This is a genomic window from Rahnella sp. WP5 (assembly GCF_000745615.1).
GTDB classification, from domain to species: domain Bacteria; phylum Pseudomonadota; class Gammaproteobacteria; order Enterobacterales; family Enterobacteriaceae; genus Rahnella; species Rahnella aceris.
This window is the reverse complement of the sequence record NZ_JQJR01000005.1, coordinates 145,672-166,880: the sequence shown is the minus strand read 5'-3', so window position 1 is coordinate 166,880 and position 21,209 is coordinate 145,672. Positions and strand designations below refer to the sequence as shown.

The 21,209-nt window shown below is 53.6% G+C and carries 16 protein-coding genes; 4 read left to right on the top strand and 12 right to left on the bottom strand.

The genetic code is table 11. The features are described from left to right. Window positions 1–3: 3 nt before the first annotated feature. Window positions 4–855 (top strand): alpha/beta fold hydrolase, encoded by an 852-nt coding sequence (locus EX31_RS00765; protein WP_037032822.1) that lies wholly within the window; start codon window positions 4–6, stop codon window positions 853–855. Window positions 856–859: 4 nt separating this feature from the next. After that, window positions 860–1,462 (top strand): glutathione S-transferase, encoded by a 603-nt coding sequence (locus EX31_RS00760; RefSeq protein ID WP_037032819.1) that lies wholly within the window; start codon window positions 860–862, stop codon window positions 1,460–1,462. A gap of 66 nt (window positions 1,463–1,528) precedes the next feature. Here EX31_RS00760 and EX31_RS00755 read toward each other — a convergent pair whose 3' ends face one another. Next, window positions 1,529–2,635, bottom strand: a complete 1,107-nt coding sequence (locus tag EX31_RS00755; RefSeq protein ID WP_013578137.1) for an ABC transporter substrate-binding protein — start codon at window positions 2,633–2,635, stop codon at window positions 1,529–1,531. 372 nt (window positions 2,636–3,007) lie between these two features. After that, complete coding sequence (locus EX31_RS26490; protein WP_255347777.1) at window positions 3,008–3,139, bottom strand: hypothetical protein; 132 nt, start codon at window positions 3,137–3,139, stop codon at window positions 3,008–3,010. Window positions 3,140–3,274: 135 nt separating this feature from the next. Here EX31_RS26490 and treZ point away from each other — a divergent pair, with 135 nt between their 5' ends. Together treZ and treY are read left to right on the top strand one after the other, a co-directional pair. Then, window positions 3,275–5,062: a malto-oligosyltrehalose trehalohydrolase gene (gene treZ / locus EX31_RS00745; RefSeq protein WP_037032817.1), complete on the top strand. Its 1,788-nt coding sequence runs from the start codon at window positions 3,275–3,277 to the stop codon at window positions 5,060–5,062. Next, window positions 5,059–7,569 carry a malto-oligosyltrehalose synthase gene (gene treY, locus EX31_RS00740; RefSeq protein WP_037032815.1) on the top strand — a complete coding sequence of 837 codons (2,511 nt, stop codon included), beginning with the start codon at window positions 5,059–5,061 and terminating at the stop codon, window positions 7,567–7,569. The genes treZ and treY overlap by 4 nt, the downstream gene beginning before the upstream one ends. On the opposite strand, the gene EX31_RS00735 is transcribed toward treY, so the two are convergent. From EX31_RS00735 to EX31_RS00690, 10 genes are all read right to left on the bottom strand, one after another. Then, on the bottom strand, window positions 7,566–8,642 hold the full coding sequence (locus tag EX31_RS00735; protein ID WP_037032814.1) for a mechanosensitive ion channel family protein: 1,077 nt from the start codon (window positions 8,640–8,642) through the stop codon (window positions 7,566–7,568). The two genes, treY and EX31_RS00735, sit on opposite strands and share 4 nt — an antisense overlap. Window positions 8,643–9,297: 655 nt before the next feature. Next, on the bottom strand, window positions 9,298–10,770 hold the full coding sequence (locus EX31_RS00730) for a pyridoxal phosphate-dependent decarboxylase family protein (protein WP_037032813.1): 1,473 nt from the start codon (window positions 10,768–10,770) through the stop codon (window positions 9,298–9,300). Between the two features lie 18 nt (window positions 10,771–10,788). Next, entirely contained in the window at window positions 10,789–12,174 is a 1,386-nt protein-coding gene (locus tag EX31_RS00725) for a diaminobutyrate--2-oxoglutarate transaminase (protein WP_037032812.1), read from the bottom strand. Window positions 12,175–12,728: 554 nt separating this feature from the next. Further along, window positions 12,729–13,103, bottom strand: a complete 375-nt coding sequence (locus EX31_RS00720) for a hypothetical protein (RefSeq protein ID WP_231576009.1) — start codon at window positions 13,101–13,103, stop codon at window positions 12,729–12,731. A gap of 141 nt (window positions 13,104–13,244) precedes the next feature. After that, the gene (gene blaRAHN, locus EX31_RS00715) at window positions 13,245–14,132 is read right to left on the bottom strand and encodes an RAHN family extended-spectrum class A beta-lactamase (RefSeq protein WP_037032810.1); all 888 of its coding nucleotides are present in this window, start codon (window positions 14,130–14,132) and stop codon (window positions 13,245–13,247) included. Between the two features lie 125 nt (window positions 14,133–14,257). Then, window positions 14,258–15,922 (bottom strand): methyl-accepting chemotaxis protein, encoded by a 1,665-nt coding sequence (locus tag EX31_RS00710; protein ID WP_013578128.1) that lies wholly within the window; start codon window positions 15,920–15,922, stop codon window positions 14,258–14,260. A 236-nt stretch (window positions 15,923–16,158) separates the two neighbouring features. Further along, a complete protein-coding gene (locus tag EX31_RS00705) occupies window positions 16,159–17,748 on the bottom strand; it encodes an ABC transporter ATP-binding protein (protein WP_037032809.1) in 1,590 nt (529 codons plus the stop codon). Further along, window positions 17,745–18,560 carry an ABC transporter permease gene (locus EX31_RS00700; RefSeq protein WP_013578126.1) on the bottom strand — a complete coding sequence of 272 codons (816 nt, stop codon included), beginning with the start codon at window positions 18,558–18,560 and terminating at the stop codon, window positions 17,745–17,747. The genes EX31_RS00705 and EX31_RS00700 overlap by 4 nt, the downstream gene beginning before the upstream one ends. 18 nt (window positions 18,561–18,578) lie before the next feature. After that, window positions 18,579–19,517: an ABC transporter permease gene (locus EX31_RS00695; RefSeq protein WP_051930984.1), complete on the bottom strand. Its 939-nt coding sequence runs from the start codon at window positions 19,515–19,517 to the stop codon at window positions 18,579–18,581. Between the two features lie 94 nt (window positions 19,518–19,611). Continuing rightward, complete coding sequence (locus EX31_RS00690; RefSeq protein ID WP_173362124.1) at window positions 19,612–21,153, bottom strand: ABC transporter substrate-binding protein; 1,542 nt, start codon at window positions 21,151–21,153, stop codon at window positions 19,612–19,614. Between the last annotated feature and the right edge of the window lie 56 nt (window positions 21,154–21,209).

Below are 21,209 nucleotides of genomic sequence, written 5' to 3'. Positions count from 1 at the left end.
ACTATGCCAGGTTGTAATCCATTACTGACTCAACACGTTGTGATAAAGGGTTGTCGCATTGCGACGGGGGTCCACGGCTCAGGCACGCCACTGATTCTGGTTCATGGCACGCCTGCGCATTCTGTCATCTGGCAGACACTCGTCCCGATATTTGTCGACGCAGGCTTTCGTGTTCATCTGTATGACCTTCCAGGGTTCGGCGCATCCGAACGCCCGGTGAAAACGGATACATCGGTAGCCTCACAGGTGACTTTTCTGCTACGACTGCTTGAATACTGGCAACTGGATAAAGCACACTTTTTGGGTCATGACATCGGTGGGGCAATTTCACTTCGGCTGGCATTCGATTACCCGGACCGCCTCCAGACACTCACCCTCGCCGATATTCCAAGCTACGACTCCTGGCCATCGCCTACATGGAAAGACATGCGGGATAATTATGCGGAATATGCATTGATACCGGCCAGCGAACATTGTATTGCGATGTCACGCCAGCTAAAGATGGCCGTTTTTAAAAAGGAAGTGATGACAGGGGAACGGCTGGAGAGTTATCTCGCGCCACTTTGTGGCGTGGTGGAGCAGGCCTCATTTTATCAGCATCAGGTCGCTCACTATAATTCCTGTTACACGGCAGACTTTGCGGAGAAGCTCCCTCTTCTGAATCTGCCCGTACAGATCTTATGGGGGAAAGAAGATGAATGGCAGCCCGTTGAATATAGCCAGCGTCTGCAACGCGATATTTCGTCTTCCACGCTGCATATCTATGAGCAGGCCGGACACTTTTTGATGGAAGATGCTCCACTGCCTGTAGCCAGACAGGTAGTCGAATTTATTAACAAAAATGAGGTGAGGTAACACTATGGTCCTGATCGGAATGCTGGATTCGCCCTATGTCAGACGCGTGGCTATCTGTATGAAAGTGTTGGGTATTGATTTCGAACATCGTCCGCTCTCGGTGTTTGCCGATTTTGAGACACTGGTGAAAATTAACCCGGCGGTCAAAGTCCCCACGCTTATCACGCAAGACAATCAGGTACTGATGGACTCAACCTTAATCATCAGCTATCTGGAGAAACTGTCCACCCGCTCTCTTGGCAATCCCCCCGAGTCCGGGCCGGAAGGCCTGCGGGAATTATGCCTCACGGGACTTGCTCTGACAGCCTGTGAAAAAGCGGTGCAACTCGTTTACGAACGACGCCTCAGGCCGGAGGAAAAGCAACATCAGCCCTGGGTTGATCGGGTGACCCGACAGCTCCGGGGGACATGGCAAATGCTTGATGACAGCCTGCAGGAAAGCGCCCCTGATATACTGACTGTAGCCGGTATCAGCATCGCCGTTGCCTGGAGTTTTACAGTATCGATGCTGCCAGATATCATGAACGCCGACCAGTATGCGCAAGCGAACAGCTTCACACAGCGGGCCGAACAGCGACCGCAATTTCTGGCAACACCCAGGGGGTAAGTACACCGATCCCTTTCAAAGAGAGCAAATGGATTGAAAGGGACCGATTAACAGGAAAATCCACGATCAGTGTGGTTTCTCACTGGCCGATAACGCAAAGGTTCCCACCGGCATGACAGGCAGGTATTTTTTATAATAATCGTGATAGTTTTTCACCGGATCAATATCCCTGAATAAATCAGGATAAAGGGACTTGGCGATAAACTGCACCATGGTGAAATCCACCAGCGTCCGTGATGCGCCCTGATAAACCCCGAAGAGTTTGTCGTTTTTAATTGCCGGTAATGAACTCCAGCCGTCACGGTGAGCAAATCCGTTGAGTTTTGCTCTTGCCGTGGCTTCATTGACCCCGATGCCCATTTCTAACGCCGTATCGACTTTATTGTTCTCCCTGCCGGAAATAAAAATGACATCCGGTTTGGCAACCAGCAACTGCTCAGGGTTAATTTCGCCCCACTGTTTAACGAAAGGTGCCGCAATATTTTCACCACCGGCAAGACGCAGCATCACCCCCCACATATTTTCACCATAGGTAAATGAATACTCCGCCGGACCTTTATTGCCAAACTCAATATAGACTTTTGGCTTCGGCAGATTCGCCTGTCTGATCCTGTCTTCAATCAGCGTGATGTTATTTTTATAAAGCCGAGCAAGCTCATTCGCACGATCAGTCTGGCCGGTTAATATCCCGATAATTTCCGTGGATTTCACATGATTTTCCACCGTCTGATCATTGTAATCGAGCACGACAACCGGGATATTCAGGCTCTGAAGCTGCGTGACTTCATACTTCAGGGCGGCGTACTGCCAGCTGGCTAAAATGACCACATCCGGTTTCAGGCTAATCACTTTTTCCAGCGACACGTTGTGCAGGTCGATTTCGCCGATATCCGGAATGTTGGCGATGGACGGACGGTATTTAATATACATATCCCAGTTCGCAGGGACTTTGCCATGCCAGGCTTCGCGGGAGATACCGACAATATGATCAAATGCCTGTTCACCACCGACCGCCATATAATCTTCAAAATAGAAACCTAATACCGCTCTTTTCACCGGGGTTTCTAAGGTTATTTTATTTCCCAGAACATCAGTCAGTGTCGTTGTTGCGGCACCGGACTGTCCGGTTATGACGACTGACAGCATAAAAAGCAAACCATGAAGTAACTTCATTTAATTCCCTTAGGTATTGTGTGATTATTATCTGAGGCTGAAAATTATTTTTATAGCAACCGGTTTATTGCACGGTTTATTTAACTTAAGTCGCCGAATCCGGTAATACCGCCATGCCCTCATCGCGGCGGGATATTATACGTTTGGTCGGCTGCATCAGTACAGTCACAACTGCATGTTGCCGCAGATCGGGCAAAAGGGAGCGCCTGAGGTGAGTTCGGGTGATAACCGTTAATATGAAGCGGAAAACGCTTCTCAGATGCTGAGCTATAATTAAAATTTACCGATGAGAAGGATACTTATATGGCTCCAGTCGCGAGTATATCAGGTGGCGTAATATTTATTATCATTGGCATCGTGATGCTGTGGTTATTAATCAAGGCTTATAAAGCCAATCAGAACAAGAAGTTCTTCACGCCGAGCAAATGCATGCTGCTCATCGGGACCCTCGTCTCTTTCATTATCTCCCTGGTTTTTTTCACCTCCTCTTCCTGATGCCAGCATAATTTTTCCGTGAATGCCCCGGCCTCTGTGCCGGGGTTTAATATCCGACAGGATCGCCCTCTTTTTCATCCTCGACTATGATTATTATTCGTTGGCTAACGGCCGGTTAACGCGACTATTTTGCGAGGTAAAGTGATGCAACGCGATGCATTGACGACAAGCTGGGGGGCCAGTTTCATTTCCGCCGGGACAGTTCGCTTTCGGGTCCGGGCGCCGGGTCAGGCCAAAATGACGCTGAGACTTTCCGGCGAAGACAGAGAAATGCAGCCGACGGAAAACGGCTGGTTCGAGTTTGTGGCAGCCGGTGTTTCTGCTGGCCAGCAATACCAGTATATTCTGGCCGATGGCACGCAGGTTCCTGATCCTGCCTCGCGCGCCCAGCTGGCCGGCGTCAACGGCCCTTCCCTGGTCACCTCATCATCGGGCTATGCATGGCGAAATCACCACTGGAAAGGCCGCCCGTGGGAAGAAACCGTCGTCTATGAAATGCATATCGGCACCTTCACACCCGAAGGCACTTTCAGCGCCGCGCAGGCAAAACTCGCTTATCTGGCAGAATCCGGCATCACCATGATTGAAGTGCTGCCGCTCTCACAATTTGGGGGGCAACGCGGCTGGGGTTATGACGGTGTCTTGCTGTATGCGCCTCACTCCGCTTATGGTTCGCCGGATGATTTCAAGGCGTTTGTCGATGCGGCGCACGGTGTCGGCATCTCCGTGGTGCTGGACATCGTGCTCAACCACTTTGGTCCGGAAGGCAATTATCTGCCACTGCTCGCGCCGGATTTCTTCGATGCTCAACGCATGACGGCCTGGGGTGCGGGCATCGATTATCGAAACGAAGCGGCCCGCTGCTATATCGTGGAAGCACCGCTGTACTGGCTAAAAGAATACCGGCTTGACGGTCTGCGCTTTGACGCCATCGATCAGATGAAAGACACCTCTTCCCCGCATATTCTGATTGAAATCGCCGAACGAATTCGCGAAGCCATCACCGATCGCCCGGTGCATCTGACCACCGAAGACAGCCGCAACGTCATCTTTTTACACCCGCGTAATGCCGACGGCACCGTGCCACTGTTTACCGCCGAATGGAATGACGATTTCCATAACGCCATTCACGTTCTCAGCACCGGTGAAACGCATGCCTACTATCAGGATTTCGCGCAGAACCCTGAGAAACTGGCGGCACGCGCGTTAGCGGAAGGTTTCGCGTATCAGGGCGAAAAATCGCCGCAAACCGCTAAACCGCGCGGTACGGTCAGTCGCAGACAGCCGCCGGTAGCCTTTGTCGATTTCATTCAAAATCACGACCAGATTGGTAACCGTGCGCACGGCGACCGGCTGATCACGCTGGCTGGCGCTGAACGTACGCGCGTTCTGTTCGCCGCCTTATTGTTATCGCCGCATATTCCGCTGATGTTTATGGGCGAAGAATACGGCGAAACCAATCCGTTTCTGTTCTTCACCGATTTTGAAGGGGAGCTGGCGCAGGCGGTTCGCGAGGGGCGCGCCCGTGAATTTGAAGGACACAACGGTTACGGCAACGACGCGGTCCCCGATCCTAACGCTCTCAGTACGTTCGAAAATTCGAAACTTGACTGGCAGAAACTGACACATCCCGAAGGCGAAAACACCCTGGCGCTGACCCGCAAGCTGCTGGCGCTGCGCCGGAAATACATCGTGCCCTTACTGACGCCTGCGAAAGGAGAAGTCGGCCAGATTGTCGAAACCTCAACCGGTTTTCTCGCTGTTAAATGGACATTCCCCCGTGGCACGCTTTCGCTGGTACTCAATGTTGGCCAGGACACGCACCCGCTTCCTGAACTGCCAGGAGAAACGATCTTTGCCTGGCCGCAGGATGCCGCGACGTCAGTGCCCGCTTCCCTTATTGTCCGTTTTGCGCCAGGAGTCTTACTGTGAAAATCCCCACCGCGACTTACCGCATTCAGTTCCGTAATGGACTGAACTTTGACACCGCGACAGGGCTTATCCCCTATTTAAAACAGCTTGGGATCAGCCATCTTTATGCTTCCCCGGTGTTTACAGCGACGTCTGGTTCCACGCACGGCTACGATGTTACCGACGCCAACGAAATTGACCCGGCGATTGGCGGGCGCGAAGGTTTCGACCGTATGGCACAGGCGCTGAAAGCGGCGGGGATCGGGCTGATCCTCGACATTGTGCCCAATCATATGGCGGCTTCACTTGAGAATATCTGGTGGCGTGACGTCATTGAACATGGCAAAAAGAGCCGTTATGCACGCCATTTTGATATCGACTGGTCGCGTCGCCTGACGCTGCCTTTCCTCGGGGACGCTTTTGAGGATGCGCTGGAAAAAGGCGACATTGTGCTGACGCCTGATCCCAAAACCGGTCAGCCCGCTTTCGCCTATTTCGATACCTATTATCCCGTTGCGCCCGGCACTCTCACGGCGTCTAAAACAGACGGCCTGAGCAAAACAGAACTGACTGAATTACATGAGCGCCAGCCCTACCGCCTGATGTGCTGGCGTGACGCGCCCCGTGAACTCTCGTACCGGCGCTTTTTCGAAATCACCGGCCTCGCGGGTGTGCGCGTGGAAGACGAGGTAGTTTTCGATGATACGCACCGGCTGATCCTCGAGCTGGTCCGCTCCGGTGTGGCCGATGGCCTGCGGGTCGATCATGTGGATGGTCTTGCCGATCCCAAAGCCTATCTTGAACGCCTGCGGGAGAAGGCCGGGCCGGACTGCTATATCACGGTGGAGAAAATTCTGGGCAAAGGCGAGCGCCTGCCGCCGGACTGGCCGGTCTCCGGCACCACCGGCTATGAGTTCATTGCCTCGCTTTCGGATGTGCTGGTCAACGATGAAAATATCGCGGTGTTTAGTGAGCTTTACGACAGCGTGGTCGGCAAGCCGGTGGACATGCGCAACGAGCTGCGTGCGGCCAAGCTTATGATGGTGGAAAAGAATTTCGAAGGCGAGTACACCACGCTGTGGAAACTGGCGAACAGCATCGCCGGGACCGGGGGCGCGATGTATGACGAAAATGATATCCGTACCGCGCTGCGCGAATTACTGATCGCGTTTCCGGTGTACCGCACTTACGGCACGGAACAGGGTATGCCCGCAGAAGACACCGCGCTTTTGCACAAGATCCTGCGCAAGGTCAGCGCCCCGGCCCTTGCCGTTCAGCCTGAAATCCTTGCGTTTCTGGCGCGTATTCTTTGTGGAGAAACCTCTGCGGCGGCGGCATCGCAGGCCGGTTTATTCCGTACCCGCTTTCAGCAACTGACCGGACCGCTGATGGCTAAATCGGTGGAAGACACACTTTTCTTCCGCCAGAACATGGAACTGGCGCTGAACGAAGTCGGCGCTGAACCGTTAATTCGCACCTTCTCCCTCAGCCGCTTCCATACGGAGATGATAAAACGCCGCGAAGAGCAACCGGCGGCGCTTTCCGCGACATCCACGCATGACACCAAACGGGGTGAAGATGCCCGCGCCAGACTGTTTACGCTGACCGAAGCGCCACAAGACTGGGCCGCCTGTGTAAAACGCTGGCACCGGATGAACGAGTCAAAGGTGATTATGCTTCCCGATGGCCCGGCACCACGCCCTGCGCTGACATGGATGCTGTATCAGGCGCTGGCGGGCGCGTGGCCGGTCACGCTGACGCCGGAAGATGAACAGGGTTTGCAGGAACTCGACGAAAGATTTCAGAGTTTCGTCGAAAAAGCGCTGCGGGAAGCCAAGCTGCGCACCAACTGGGATAACAACAACGAAGACTATGAAAAGGCCGTGCTGGATTACGCGCATCATCTGCTTTCAGCGGAAAACCGGCTATTCCTGCAAGATTTCCACGCGTCGATCCAGCCATTTATCCATGCCGGACTGGTGAACAGCCTGACCCAGACGGTAATCAAACTGATGGCGCCGGGCGTACCGGACATCTATCAGGGCAGCGAGGCGCTGAATTTCAGTCTTGTTGATCCGGATAACCGTCGTCTGCCGGATTTCACCGGGCTGGCGCGGTTGTTACGACAGGATGATAAAACGGGCCGGGGCCAGGCAGAAAGAAAGCTGAACGGCCAGCTGAAACAATACCTCGTGGCGACGCTCGCCGGGCTTCGCCAGCAAAAACCTGCGCTGTTTCAGCAGGGGGACTATGTTCCGCTCAGTGTGACCGGCCAGCACGCCGAAAACATCATCGCGTTTGCGCGGGTGCACAATGACGATGCGGTGATTGTTGCGGCACCGCGTCTGGTGCTGGGTTTGCCAGCCCGGGGGTTCCCGCAGGCGGAAATTGTACTGCCGCCCCACCTTGCTTACCGGCACTACCGGGATCTGTTCAGCGATAAAGAAATTACGCTGAGCGACCAGCTAGACATGGCTGTCTGGCCGGGCTTCTCCCCGGTCATCCTGATAGCGTCCTCGCCATCTTAACGGTCACGTTCTGCCTGGGTTTTAACAATCATATTCGGCAATGCCATTTCGATCCCCTGCTCGATCAGCTTTTCAATAATACGAATATTAATTTCCTGCTGAATATCCATGTATTTATTGTAATCGGCAGTATTGACGATATGGACCACTTCGATATTCAGGCGATCGGTACCAAAACCCAGCAAATGTGCGCGGTCGAATTTCGTTTCGCCGACATCAATAATAATTTCCTTTACCATGTCACCGATATTGCGCAGCTTTTCCGGCAGCGTATTAATCGCAACACCAAAATTGAAAACAATGCGGCGGGTTTGCATGCGTTTGTAGTTATGCAGCGTTTGCTGGAGCAGAATGGCATTACCGCAAACAATTTGTTCCCCGCTCAGGCTGCGTATCCGGGTCGTCTTCAGGCCAATATGTTCGACAGTACCGGCAACATCATTGAAAACGACGAAATCGCCAATTTCGAAAGGCTTATCAAAGCCGATAGATAATGACGCGAACACATCGCTGAGAATGGTCTGGATCGCCAGCGCGATAGCGATACCGCCCACGCCCAGACTGGCGACCAGCGCGGTAATGTTTACGCCCACATTCGCCAGTATCGACAGCAGCATCACCGACCACACTACCGCCCGGAAAATCAGCCCGGTGATCACCAGCGTTACCGGATTTTTGTTCATACCGGGCTGACGCATAATATGACGTAACCACGAGACCACCGCCTGATCCAGCCACAATGCCATCTGGAACGCCAGCACCAGAAACCACGCGTGACTGATGGTGTTGTAGAGATTATCGGGCAGATTAACGAACCGCAGACTGAACAAAAAAGCCGCAATGAAAATGAGTAAATTACTCGTCCGGTTGAGGATCTCGCCCAGAATAAAACGAATCCGGTGGCTGGCCTCATTAACTTCCCCCCAGCGTTTTACGCCCTTGCGCAAAAACGAGACCAGCCAGCTCAGCAGCCAGTATGTGACAAGCGTGACGACACACATCGTCGCGACACCTATCCAGAACACCGGCGCCATCACCAGCGCGATAAAATCAAAGCGTGATAGAAAATTCATCTTCCCTCCCGGAATTAATCACAAACCTCCAGTATAGGAAACAGGTCAGCGCAGGGGTCAGGAATAGGAAAGTTCGGTAGACAACCGGCGTTGTCGCAGAGGTAAAACTTTGCAGACGTCTTAGCGTCATCGGTATTTATATTACGTTCTGTCCGGTTTACTATGATTTCTGGCGTGAGCCCGATGTTCTGAAAAAACGTTCAACTGAGGTGCTTGATATGAAAAGAGCTTTAGTGATTGGTTATATGTCGTTCGTTTCAATTGCATTGGTCGCCGCGCTGATAATCGGTGCCCGAAACGGATAACAAAGGCCCGGTAAGGTGAGTGATAACGTCTGGGTGAGTGCGGGGCATGATGCGAAAAGCGTTCGGCCACCCCAAAATATGCACTCTTTGTGGCACTTTTTTGTCAATGACTTGAACAGGACAGGGGTCTGGGATTACTCTTAGATCAGCTGACGCAAGAGCAGCGGATCGTAAGCACCATACCCTTAAATAGCCCACCCATGAGGTGGGTTCTTTTTTGCCTGTCGCTCAGCATTAAGAATCATCCTGGTCAGAAAATCATTCAGACGTAAAAAAGCCGGTGATACTTTTGTATCACCGGCTTTTTGCTGCGGGTTAACGCAGAACGACACTTATGCTTCAGTAATGACTTATGCGTTCAGCAATTGCTGTGCGGTTTTCTCAACCAGCGCCAGCAGGACTTTCACGTCTTCCAGCGTTACTGTCGGGTTCAGCAAGGTCAGCTTCAGACAGGTGACGCCATTATGCTCGGTCACACCGACGTTAGCACGGCCAGATTCCAGCAGCGCATCGCCGATTTTCTGGTTCAGCAGTGCAATAGCCGCATCGCTGCTGCCAGCCAGTTGCTCAGGACGATAACGGAACAGAACACTCGCCAGTTGCGGCTTCATCACCAGTTCCAGCGCGGCTTCAGAAGTCACATATTGCGCGACTTCCTGAGCCAGCGTCACACCGTGATCGATAATCGCGGCGTATTGTTTCTGCCCTAATGCTTCAAGCCCCATCCACAGTTTCAGTGCATCGAAACGACGGGTGGTTTGCAGGGATTTGGACACCAGATTCGGTACGCCAGCCGCTTCGTCGAACTCAGAGTTCAGGTAAGCCGCCTGATAACGCATCAGCTCGTAATGACGCTCTTCTTTGAGCAGGAATGCGCCGCAGCTGATGGTCTGGAAGAACTGTTTGTGGAAGTCCAGCGTGATGGAATCCACTAACTCGATGCCGTCCAGATAATTGCGGTATTTTTCGGACAGCAATAATGCACCGCCCCATGCCGCATCCACATGCACCCAAATCTGATGCTCTGCCGCCAGTTCAGCAATAGCACGCAGCGGGTCGATAGCCCCCGCATCGGTGGTACCGGCTGTCGCCACAATGGCCAGGATCTGATCGCCACTGGCTTGCGCCTGTGCCACTTTCTCGCGCAAATCGTTGAGATCCATACGGGCAAACTCATCGGTTTTCACCAGCGTGACACACTGATAGCCCAGACCGAGCAGCGCCATGTTCTTCTGCACAGAGAAATGCGCGTTTTCAGAACATAACACTTTAATTTTGCGCAGATTGCCGACCAGCCCATCCTGCTGAATGGAATGCCCCTGACGCGCGAAGAAGGCATCGCGTGCCAGCATCAGCCCCATCAGATTGCTCTGGGTGCCGCCGCTGGTGAACACGCCTGCATCGCCAGCCTGGTAGCCCACCTGAGTACGCAGCCATTCGACCAGCTTCATCTCAATGATGGTTGCTGACGGGCTTTGATCCCAGGAGTCCATACTCTGGTTCGTGGCGTTGATCAGCACTTCCGCCGCCTGGCTGACCACCAGACTCGGGCAATGCAAATGCGCCACACATTGCGGGTGATGCACAGACAGGCTGTCTTTTAAAAAGTACTCAATCGCACGTTCAATCGCGGCCTGGTTACCCAGACCGTTTGGATTGAAGTCCAGCCTGATACGTTCACGCAGCTCAGCAACGGTTTTGCCCTGATACATCTCAGGTTGTTTCAGCCACTGCACAACAGCTTCACTGCTCTGCGCAATGGCCTGCTGGTAGGCTTCAGTGCTTTGCGCTGAGCCTGCCAGAATCGGATTTAACTCGGACATCAGAATCTCTTACTCCGCTCAGACAGGTTTGATGCCAGCCGCTAACAGCGCCTGCTCAAACTTATCGAGGAAAATACCCAGCTCATCGTTGGTGATCAGCAGGGAAGGCAACAGGCGCAGCACGCAACCATTACGGCCACCGCGTTCGAGGATCAGGCCAGCCTGGAAGCATTTTTTCTGCAGCAATGCAGACAATTCGCCGTCAGCCGGATAGCAACCCATGTGATCCTGCGCTTCGTCTGGTTTGACGATCTCAATACCGATCATCAGGCCCAGACCACGCACGTGACCGATAACCGGATAGCGTTTCTGCATGTCAGCCAGTTTGGCTTTCAGCCATTCACCCTGCGCTGCCACTTTCTCGGCGATTTTTTCTTCTTTCAGGATTTTCAGCGTGGTCAGGCCGGTGGCCATCGCCAGCTGGTTACCGCGGAAGGTGCCGGTATGGTGACCCGGAGCCCAGGCATCGAACTCTTTCTTAATACCCAGAACCGCCAGTGGCAGACCGCCGCCGACCGCTTTGGACATCACGATAATATCCGGCTCAATGCCCGCATGTTCGAAGGCGAACTGTTTGCCGGTACGGCAGAAACCCGCCTGCACTTCGTCGAGGATCAACAGAATGCCGTGTTCCTGAGTCACTTTACGGATGCGCTGCAACCACTCAGCCGGAGCCGGGTTCACGCCGCCTTCGCCCTGAACCGCTTCCAGAATGACAGCCGCAGGTTTGCGAACGCCGCTCTCAACGTCGTTGATCAGGTTTTCGAAGTAACAGGTTAATGCTTTAACGCCAGCGTCACCGCCAATGCCCAGCGGGCAGCGGTACTGGTGTGGGTAAGGCATAAACTGCACTTCCGGCATCATGCCATTAACAGCTTCTTTCGGAGACAGGTTACCGGTCACCGCCAGTGTGGCGTGCGTCATACCGTGGTAGCCACCCGAGAAGCTGATGATACCGCTACGGCCGGTGACTTTTTTAGCCAGTTTCATGGCAGCTTCAACAGCGTCAGCACCCGACGGTCCGGTGAACTGCAGGCAATACTCTTTGCCCTGTTGTGGCAATAAAGAAAGCAGATATTCAGAGAACTGATCTTTCAACGGTGTTGTCAGATCCAGTGTATGTAACGGCAAGCCGCTGGTAATGACATTTTGGATGCTTTGCAGCACGTCAGGATGATTATGTCCAAGAGCAAGCGTACCCGCACCGGCCAGGCAATCAAGATATTGATTATTCTCAACATCCGTGATCCAAACGCCATTGGCCTTCGCAATTGCCAGAGGCAACTTACGTGGATAGCTCCGAACATTCGATTCAAATTCAGCTTGTCTTGCCAAATAGGTTTCATTGTTTCCGTTTAATGAATTCGCACCAAAACTGTCAATACGGACTTTATCCGTCATCATATCTCTCCTACAACCGTGTGTTATTAGAACGCCACAATTGAATAAATTTGATTAAGAAAATTACAAGCGTATGAAAAACGCGGCCAATATATGGCTTTTTTGCCCCCACCTCAATAATTTATTTTGTATAGATTTGTTTATTCTTTCCTATAGGAATCAATATGTTGATGATTTAATGAACGATCGTGCTGACTTAACTCCGTTACACGGTCATTAATAAAGCACTAAAAAGCACATCCGTCTTGCGGAACGACGGGTCAACACGCGACATATCAGGCTTAAAATCACACCGTTGTCAGGCATCAATACCCCTGCGGCTACGACGTCGCACCGGGGGTTGATGCCCGGTGAACAGTCTTTCAGGAAAGTTGTTTAATTATAGCCTGCGGCTGTTATATGGGCGATAATATTAAAGTACGGTGCAGTAACTGGCTGAATAGCCGTCAGATATAAATTTTGAAATATATTACACCGCGATATCGGTGCGGTTATTACAGAAATAATACAGAGAATAATGTCCGCCGCGTATATAAACAATCCCTTCGGATATTTCCCTAATTATTCAGCTCATTAACCCGACCTTTGCGGTAGAACTCATATAAGGTGACGTAATCCTGGAACACCTGCGACAGAATCGCATCGGTTTCCGGCGGAAGGATGCTGCTGGTCTGCATCTGATAGCGCGTTCGCACCGCATCAATCCACAGTTTATCAGCCGCCGGACCCGGTTCCTGAACCAGATGGGCCAGCCAGTACACCGTGTTTTTCTTCACCGTCACCACAGGCTCAGGGCAACAGCAGCACCACCAGACCGGTTGCAGTATTTTGGAAAATAAAACCCCGCTGACTGATTGCCAGACCGAAGAGGTCAACGGTAGCGGAACCCACGCGCGCTGCCAGTGCGTAGCCTGTCCCGTCAGCAATGACATCATGAGCGCCTGCGCAGATCCTGAAAACGGCCTGGACATTCTATTCCCTTCTCTTGTTTCTAAAATAACCCATATCTGCCCGTTACACGGCAATCAAAAAGGGCTCTTGCGGGCCCTTCTCTTTGTCCTTTTCAACGTAAATCAATAACCCTGCGTCACAATCTTCGCGGCAGAAGCCAGCACATCGCGGCGGGATTTCGCGTCTTTCTGCGGCTGGGTGAAATAGGTAATCAGGATCAGCGGGGCCTTATTATCCGGCCAGATCACCGCAATATCATTGGTTGTGCCGTAATCGCCGCTGCCGGTTTTATCGCCGACCACCCAGGTCGCAGGCAGCCCCGCACGGATACTCATCGCGCCGGTCGTGTTGCCTTTCATCCATTCCACCAGTTGCGCGCGTTGCGGTTCAGCCAGCGCGCTGCCCAGCGAGACGTGTTGCAGACTCAGAGCCATCGCACGCGGTGAAGTGGTGTCGCGGTCATCCCCCGGAATGGCGGTGTTCAGCGTTGGTTCAGTGCGGTCCAGCCGGAACGTTTTATCGCCGAGCGTACGGGCGTATTCCGTGACTTTCTGCGGGCCACCAAGCTGCTCAATCAGTTTATTCATGGCGGTATTATCGCTGTACTGCAAGGCGGCGGCAGCCAGTTCGCCTACCGTCATGCCGGTATCGAGATGCTTTTCGGTGATCGGGTTATAATTTACCAGATCAGATTTTTTGAGGCTGACGCGGCGGTTCAGCAACTCCGTTTGCGTTTCGCTCTGTTTAAGAATGGCTGACGCGGCCATGAACTTGCTGGTGCTGCACATGGCAAAACGTTCATCGGCGCGGTAAGCAATCTGGGAATTGTCTTCAGTATTAATCAGCATCACACCAAGACGACCGCCGCTGTCTTTTTCCAGCGCCGCAAGTTGCTGCTGCACAGACGTCATTTTTGTCGCCGTTTGCGCCCATGACACCGCACTGAATGCGAGCATTGGCACTACAGCCGCCGCCATCAGCACGGTTTTACGCAGGGTATTTTTCATCATCAAAGCCTTCTCCTTTATATTGGCGAAGGGATTATGGCAAAAGCTGAGGCAGAAAGTAAAAAACCCGACAGAAATTGTCAGGTTTTAAACATGAAACGGAAAACTTTGAGAAACTAACAGGAGATTTAGAACGTTTCCCAGTTGCCCTGGTCAGCGGCCGGAACCGGCTGACGGTTTGACAGCAAGGCGGGAGATTTTGTCTGCCCGGCTTTACGCACCGCCGCCGTTGCCGAACCGGCGCTGACTTTAAAGATACTGATCGCCTGGGATAAACGCTCAGCCTGCTCATTGAGCGAATATGCCGCCGACGAAGCTTCCTGCACTAATGCGGCGTTCTGCTGGGTGACTTCATCCATCTGAGTGATGGCTTTGTTGATCTCTTCAATGCCGGTGCTTTGTTCGTTACTGGCAATCGCAATTTCGCCCACGATGTCAGTCACATTTTTTACGCTGGACACCACTTCCGCCATGGTAGCCCCGGCTTTGGCAACCAGTTGCGTGCCGTTATCCACTTTCGCCACCGAATCGTCGATCAGCACTTTGATCTCTTTCGCGGCACTGGCAGAACGTTGCGCCAGGTTGCGCACTTCGGAAGCCACGACAGCAAATCCACGGCCCTGCTCACCGGCACGCGCTGCTTCAACGGCAGCGTTCAGCGCCAGAATGTTGGTCTGGAAAGCAATGCCGTCAATCACTGCAATGATATCGACGATTTTACGCGAGGAAGTGTTGATACCTTCCATTGTATTCACCACTTCGCCCACCACTTCGCCACCCTGCACCGCCACGCGGGAAGCCTGCGCGGCCAGCAGATTAGCCTGACGCGCGTTATCAGCGTTCTGCTTCACGGTGGCGGTCATCTGCTCCATCGCCGACGCAGTTTCTTCCAGCGAACTGGCCTGCTGTTCAGTGCGGGAAGACAAATCGAGGTTTCCGGCTGCAATTTCGCTGGACGCGCTGGTGATGGCATTGGTGCCGGCACGCACTTCGGTCACAATTTTCAGCAGGTTTTCATTCATGTTTTTCAGCCCCTGCATGAGCTGCCCGGTTTCATCCTGCGACATCACCTGGATTTGTGTGGTCAGATCCCCTGCCGCCACGTTTTCTGCCACTTTGACTGCGGTATGCAATGGACGGGTGATCGAACGCGTCAGGAAATAGCCCAGCGCCGCCGCCATTAAAATCGCCAGCGCGGAGAAAATCAGCGTCAGCTGAATGGCGGTGGCGCCATCTGCTATCGCTGTTTTACCTTCAGCCTGCAACTGCTGATCCTGAGAGTTGGCAAATGCGGTTGCCAGATCCAGATACGCATTTTGCGAGGTGGTGAGTTTGCGCAGAACAAATTCGGTCGCACCGTCCATGTCACCGGCACGGGCTAAGGCAATCAGTTGCTCTTTCGCCGTTTCGAAGGTTTCACCTGCTTCCTGCAACGTTTTAATTTTCTGCTTGCCCGTCACGGTGGATTGGATCGCGGCGATTTTATCCATCGCTAAATTGGTTTTTTTGACCGTGTCATCCAGTTGTAAATAACGCTTTTTATTCTGCTCAGGATTTTTAGTATCGATAACGATACCCCGCAGATATTTAATCTGATCGTTTACGCCGTCGCGAACATCAAATGCCAGCCGGACTTTCACGTACCGGTCGCTGATTATTTGTTCAATACTGGTGTTAATGCTGCTTATTTTGGTGATTGCAATCCCGCTGACAATGACTAAAAGCAAAATGACAAGGCTGAATGCGGCCCCTAAACGGGCGCCGACACGCATATTGTTGATCAGTTTAAACATTTTATTTCCCTTATTTCCTGGCCAATAAAACAAATACCATGAAAAAAAATTCAAAATATTGGTTACATAGCGGAACGACTTTCTAATGATTTATTTAATTCAAAAGGGTTATCGGTATAAATAAGGGAATCTTTAGTGACGTTAATATTGCGAAAGTGTAAATAAGGATGACCATTTTGCTTCCTCCCCTGCGAAGGGGAGGAGCACAACAAAACCGCCGGGCAGGAGGACAAGTATTAATTAGCAAACATTTCCTCCAGCCAGCCCACCCGCATTTCAGGCACCGAACGCAGTAACTCGCGGGTGTAATCGTCCAGAGGTTCAGCGAGTGCAGATGCCACCGGGCCGTGGCGCACAATCACGCCTTGCCTGAGCACCGCGACTTCGTCCGCCACTTCACGTACCACCTGTAAATCGTGGGTGATAAACAGGTAAGCAATGCCAGTTTCCTGCTGGATCTGGCGCAGTAACGCGAGGACATCGCGGGCGACTAACGGGTCGAGTGCCGACGTTGGCTCGTCACAAACGATAATTTTTGGCTCAGCCGCCAGCGCCCGCGCAATACACACACGCTGTTTCTGCCCGCCGGAAAGTGCGGCAGGGAAACGCATCGCAAGTTCAGCGTGTAATCCGACCTGTGCCAGCAATTCACTGACCCGCGCCTCACGCTGGCTGCGGTTCAGCGACGTAAAGCAGGCCAGCACACGGGAAATCTGGCTGCCAATACGCTCTTTAGGATTCAGCGCCGTGTCGGGGATCTGATGAATGAGTTGCACATCGCGCAACTGAACGCGGCTGCGCTGGCGCAAACTGGCAGGTAATACTTGCTGATTCAGACTGACTTCACCGGTTTGCGGCGTGAGCAGTCCGCAAATCACTTTGCCGAGCGTAGATTTTCCCGAGCCAGATTCGCCGATCACCGCCAGCGTGCGCCCGCGCGGCAAGCTCAGTGAAATGTTTTGCAGCACCGGCTGCGCATGATAGCGCGCACTGATGTTGCGGATATCCAGCGCCACCGGCGCATCGCCGGTTTGCGGCGTTTTGCTCCCGCCCTGCGCATGCAGCAAACGGCGGGTGTAATCCTGTTGCGGCTGGCTCAGCAGTTGCGCCGTTTCCGCCTGTTCAACCGTTTTACCGTGCTGCAATACCATGATGTGATCGCTTATCTGCGCAACGACCGCCAGATCATGGCTGATGTAAATCGCCGCGACGCCGGAAAAGCGGATCACATCGCTGATGGCTTTCAGCACACCGAGCTGCGTGGTGACATCCAGCGCGGTGGTCGGCTCATCGAAAATCAACAACTCAGGACCGGCGCACAGTGCCATCGCAATCATCGCGCGCTGTAACTGACCGCCGGAAACCTGATGCGGATAACGCTGATAAAATGCCTGTGGATCCGGCAGGCCGAGTTGTTCAAACAGCGCAATGGCTTTGGCCTGCGCTTGCTGGCGGGGATAAACTTTATGTTTCAGCGCCGCTTCAATAACCTGCTCACCGAGCGTGATCGCCGGGTTAAACGCTGCTCCGGCAGACTGCGCGACATAAGCAATCTGCCGGCCGCGCACCTGCCGCAACTGGCGGTCAGAAAGTTGTGTCAGTTCCTGCCCGCTGAATGTAATTCTGCCGGACTGAATACGCATCCCCTGACGACAGTGCCCGAGAATGGCCAGTCCGATGGTGGATTTACCTGCGCCTGATTCGCCGATCAGCCCCAGCACTTCGCCTTGCTTCACCGTGAAAGAGACGTCATCCACCAGCGTGCGCGGATTTTTACCCTGCGACACCACGTACAGGTTTTCGACATGCAGTAAGTGCTCATTCATGCTTTTTTCCCCCACACACGACGCTCACCGCTCATCAGCCAGTCCGCCACGGCGTTGACCGCCAGCGCCAGTACCGCGATGGCGCCACCCGGCACCAGCGCCGCCCAGACGCCAAACAAAATACCGTCTTTGTTATCGCGCGCCAGTCCACCCCAGTCGGCGGTGGGTGGCTGAATACCCAGCCCGAGGAATGACAGCGCAGAGAGAAACAGCAGAATAAAAATAAAACGCAGGCCGAATTCGGCAATCAGGGTCTGAAGCGCATTGGGTAAGATCACATGCCAGAGGATCCAGCCGAGGCTTTCGCCGCGCAGCCGCGCCACATCAACAAATTCCATCACGCCGATATCCACCGCGAGGGATCGTGCCACGCGCAGCACACGGGTCGATTCCAGCAAGCCGAGCACCAGCGTCAGCACCAGAATGGTTTTTGGCAAGACGGCCAGCACAATCAGCGCCAGGATCAGCGTCGGGATAGCCATGACGATATCGTTGCAGCGGGAAATCACCTGATCCAGCCAGCCGCCGCGCAGTCCGGCAATAAACCCGAACGTACAACCGACGATAAACGCCACCAGCGCCGCCAGCGCGGTCACCCCAAGGGAAACGCGGGTGCCCCAGATCAGGCGGGAGAGCAAATCACGTCCGAGATTATCCGTGCCGAGAATGGAATCCGGTCCCGGTAAATCCCAGGACATCCCGAGCGTTTGATCCGGCGCGTGAGGCGCCAGCCACGGCGCAAAAATGGCGATCAGAATAAACAGACTCAGCACCAACAGGCCAAGTATCGAAGCAGGTTTTAATGCAGGCATTACAGCAATTCCTAAGATTCAGCGGTTGTGGCGTAAACGCGGATTGGCGACCAGTGCCATCACATCCGCCAGCAAATTCAGCAGGATATAAATGCCAGCCAGCAGCAACGCGCAATCCTGCATCACCGGAATATCACGTTTGCTGATGCTGTCGACCATGTACTGCCCGAGTCCCGGATAAACAAATACGTTCTCAACAATCACCACACCGACCATCAGATACGCCAGATTGATCGCCACGACGTTGATGATCGGCCCCACGGCATTGGGCAATACGTGACGCCACAAAATGCGCGACGGCGACAGCCCTTTGAGCAACGCGGTATCGACATACGCCGAACTTTGCGCAGCAATCAGCGCGGCGCGGGTCATGTTGCTCATATGGCCGAGGATCGCCAGCACCAGCGTGGCACACGGCAGGGAAATGGCGGAGAGTTTAGCTGCCAGCGGCATATCCGCCGTAATACTGCTGTTGCTCGGCGCCCATGCCAGCGTGATGGCAAAAATCAGGATCAGCAGATAGCCGGAGAAAAATTCCGGCAGCGCGACGGTTGCGCGGGTGATGGCGTTGAGCAGCGTATCAATTACGCTGCCCTGATAACGAACGGAAATAAATCCGATCAGCAGCGCCAGCGGAACCGCAATCGCGGCGGTACATCCGGCCAGAAACAACGTGTTGCCCAGGCGGGTAAACAGCGGGCCGCTGATGGCTTCACGGGTGGAGAAACTGGTGCCAAAATCGCCGTGCAACACACCGGCCAACCAGCTCAGATAACGGCTGACTGCCGGTTTATCCAGCCCCAGTTGCAAGTTCAGTTCGCGGATGGCATCCGGCGTGGCGCTCTGGCCGAGGATCGCCGTCGCAGCATTGCCCGGCAGCAGTTGCACACCGGCAAAAATCAGCACGGAAACTGCCAGCACCACCAGCACGCCATAAAACAGGCGTATCAGCACCATGTTCAGCAAGCTGGAATGAGGTTGCGAAAAACGGCCCGCAGGCCGTTGAGTCGCTTTCTGTTGTGCAGATAAGTCAGACATATTTTTACCCGGTTCAGCCTTCGATCCAGACTTTCTCTGCCGCACGGTTACCGCTCAGCGGCATCCCCGGAACGGACGTGAACCCTTTGATTTTGGCGGAACAACCGTCGAGTGCATCGGCATACAGCGGAATGATCTCGCTGCCCTGATCAACCAGCATCACCTGAATGTCATGGTAAATCTGTTTGCGGCGCGCTTCGTCCGCTTCACCGCGCGCGGCTTTGACCATCGCATCGAAAGCCGGTACGTGCCACGCGGATTCGTTCCATGAAGACTGGCTGGTGAACACCAGCGAGAGCAGCGCATCGGCGGTCGGACGGTTCGCCCAGTTCGACGACACGAAGGCTTTCTTCTGCCAGATATCATTCCAGAACGCATCGTCCGGCACGCGCACCACATTCAGATTAATGCCAGCTTTGGCGGCGGATTGCTGATAAAGCTGACCGGCATCAACCGCACCAGGGAAACCGGCATCGGCAACGTTCAGGGTCAGCGGGCCGCTGAACCCGGATTTCTTCCAGTGGAACTGGGCTTTTTCAGGGTCGTACGGCCGCTGCGGAATGTCTTTCGCGAAGTAACGGTTCGACGGGAAAATCGGGTTATCGTTCGCCACGCTGGCGTAGCCGCCGAGCACGGTATCGATAATTTTCTGACGATCGATGGCGTATTTCAGCGCCAGACGGCCATCAACATTATCGAACGGCGCCAGATTCGACAGCCCCGGGAAGGTATAAATCATACTGTCTTTGGCGCGCACCAGTTTCAGGTTCGGCATACGTTCGATGCGGCTGACGATGCGCGGATTCACACGGTTAATCAATTGTGCCGAACCACTGACCAGTGCCGCCACACGGGCCGTTGAATCATTCATCGCCAGCGTTTCGACAGAATCGACATGCCCGCGTTCGCTGTTCCAGTAGTTCGGATTGCGTTTAGTCAGCGTAGAGACGCCCGGCTGGAATTTCTCAAGGATAAATGCGCCGGTACCGATGCCTTTGTCAAAGTTTTCATTTTCAGCGGTAATGGCGAAATGCACCGCGCTCAGCAGCCAGACGAATTCAACGTCCGGCGCGGTCAGTTTAATCGTGACTTCATGGTCGCCGGTGGCTTCAATTGAACTGACGGTATCGAGATAACCTTTCACCGGCGAGGTGGATTTCTCACCACGATGGTGATTCAGGGAGTACACCACATCTTTCGCGCCCAGCGAGCGGCCATCGTGGAACTGCACGCCCTGACGAATTTTCAGCACCCAGGTTTTGCTGCCGTCGGTTGAGGCCCAGGCTTCAGCCAGTGATGGGGCCAGTCTGGCGTTTTCGTCGATTTCCACCAGATTGTTAAACATCTGAGAACCGACGAAATACATGTAAGTTTCGAACCAGAATGCCGGATCCAGACGGTCAGTGCTGGAAGCGTTATCCACACCGACAACCAGATGCCCGCCTTTTTTCGGCTTTTCTGCCTCCGCAGCAAAGGCATTGCCCAGCCACAAAGAGTGGGTAGCCGCAGCAACGGAAAGTGCCCCCGCACTTTTGATAAACGAACGACGATCAATCATGTTTTTCCCCTGTCTGCGAAGAATGCATCTTCAGAATTAATGTGCGTTTTATT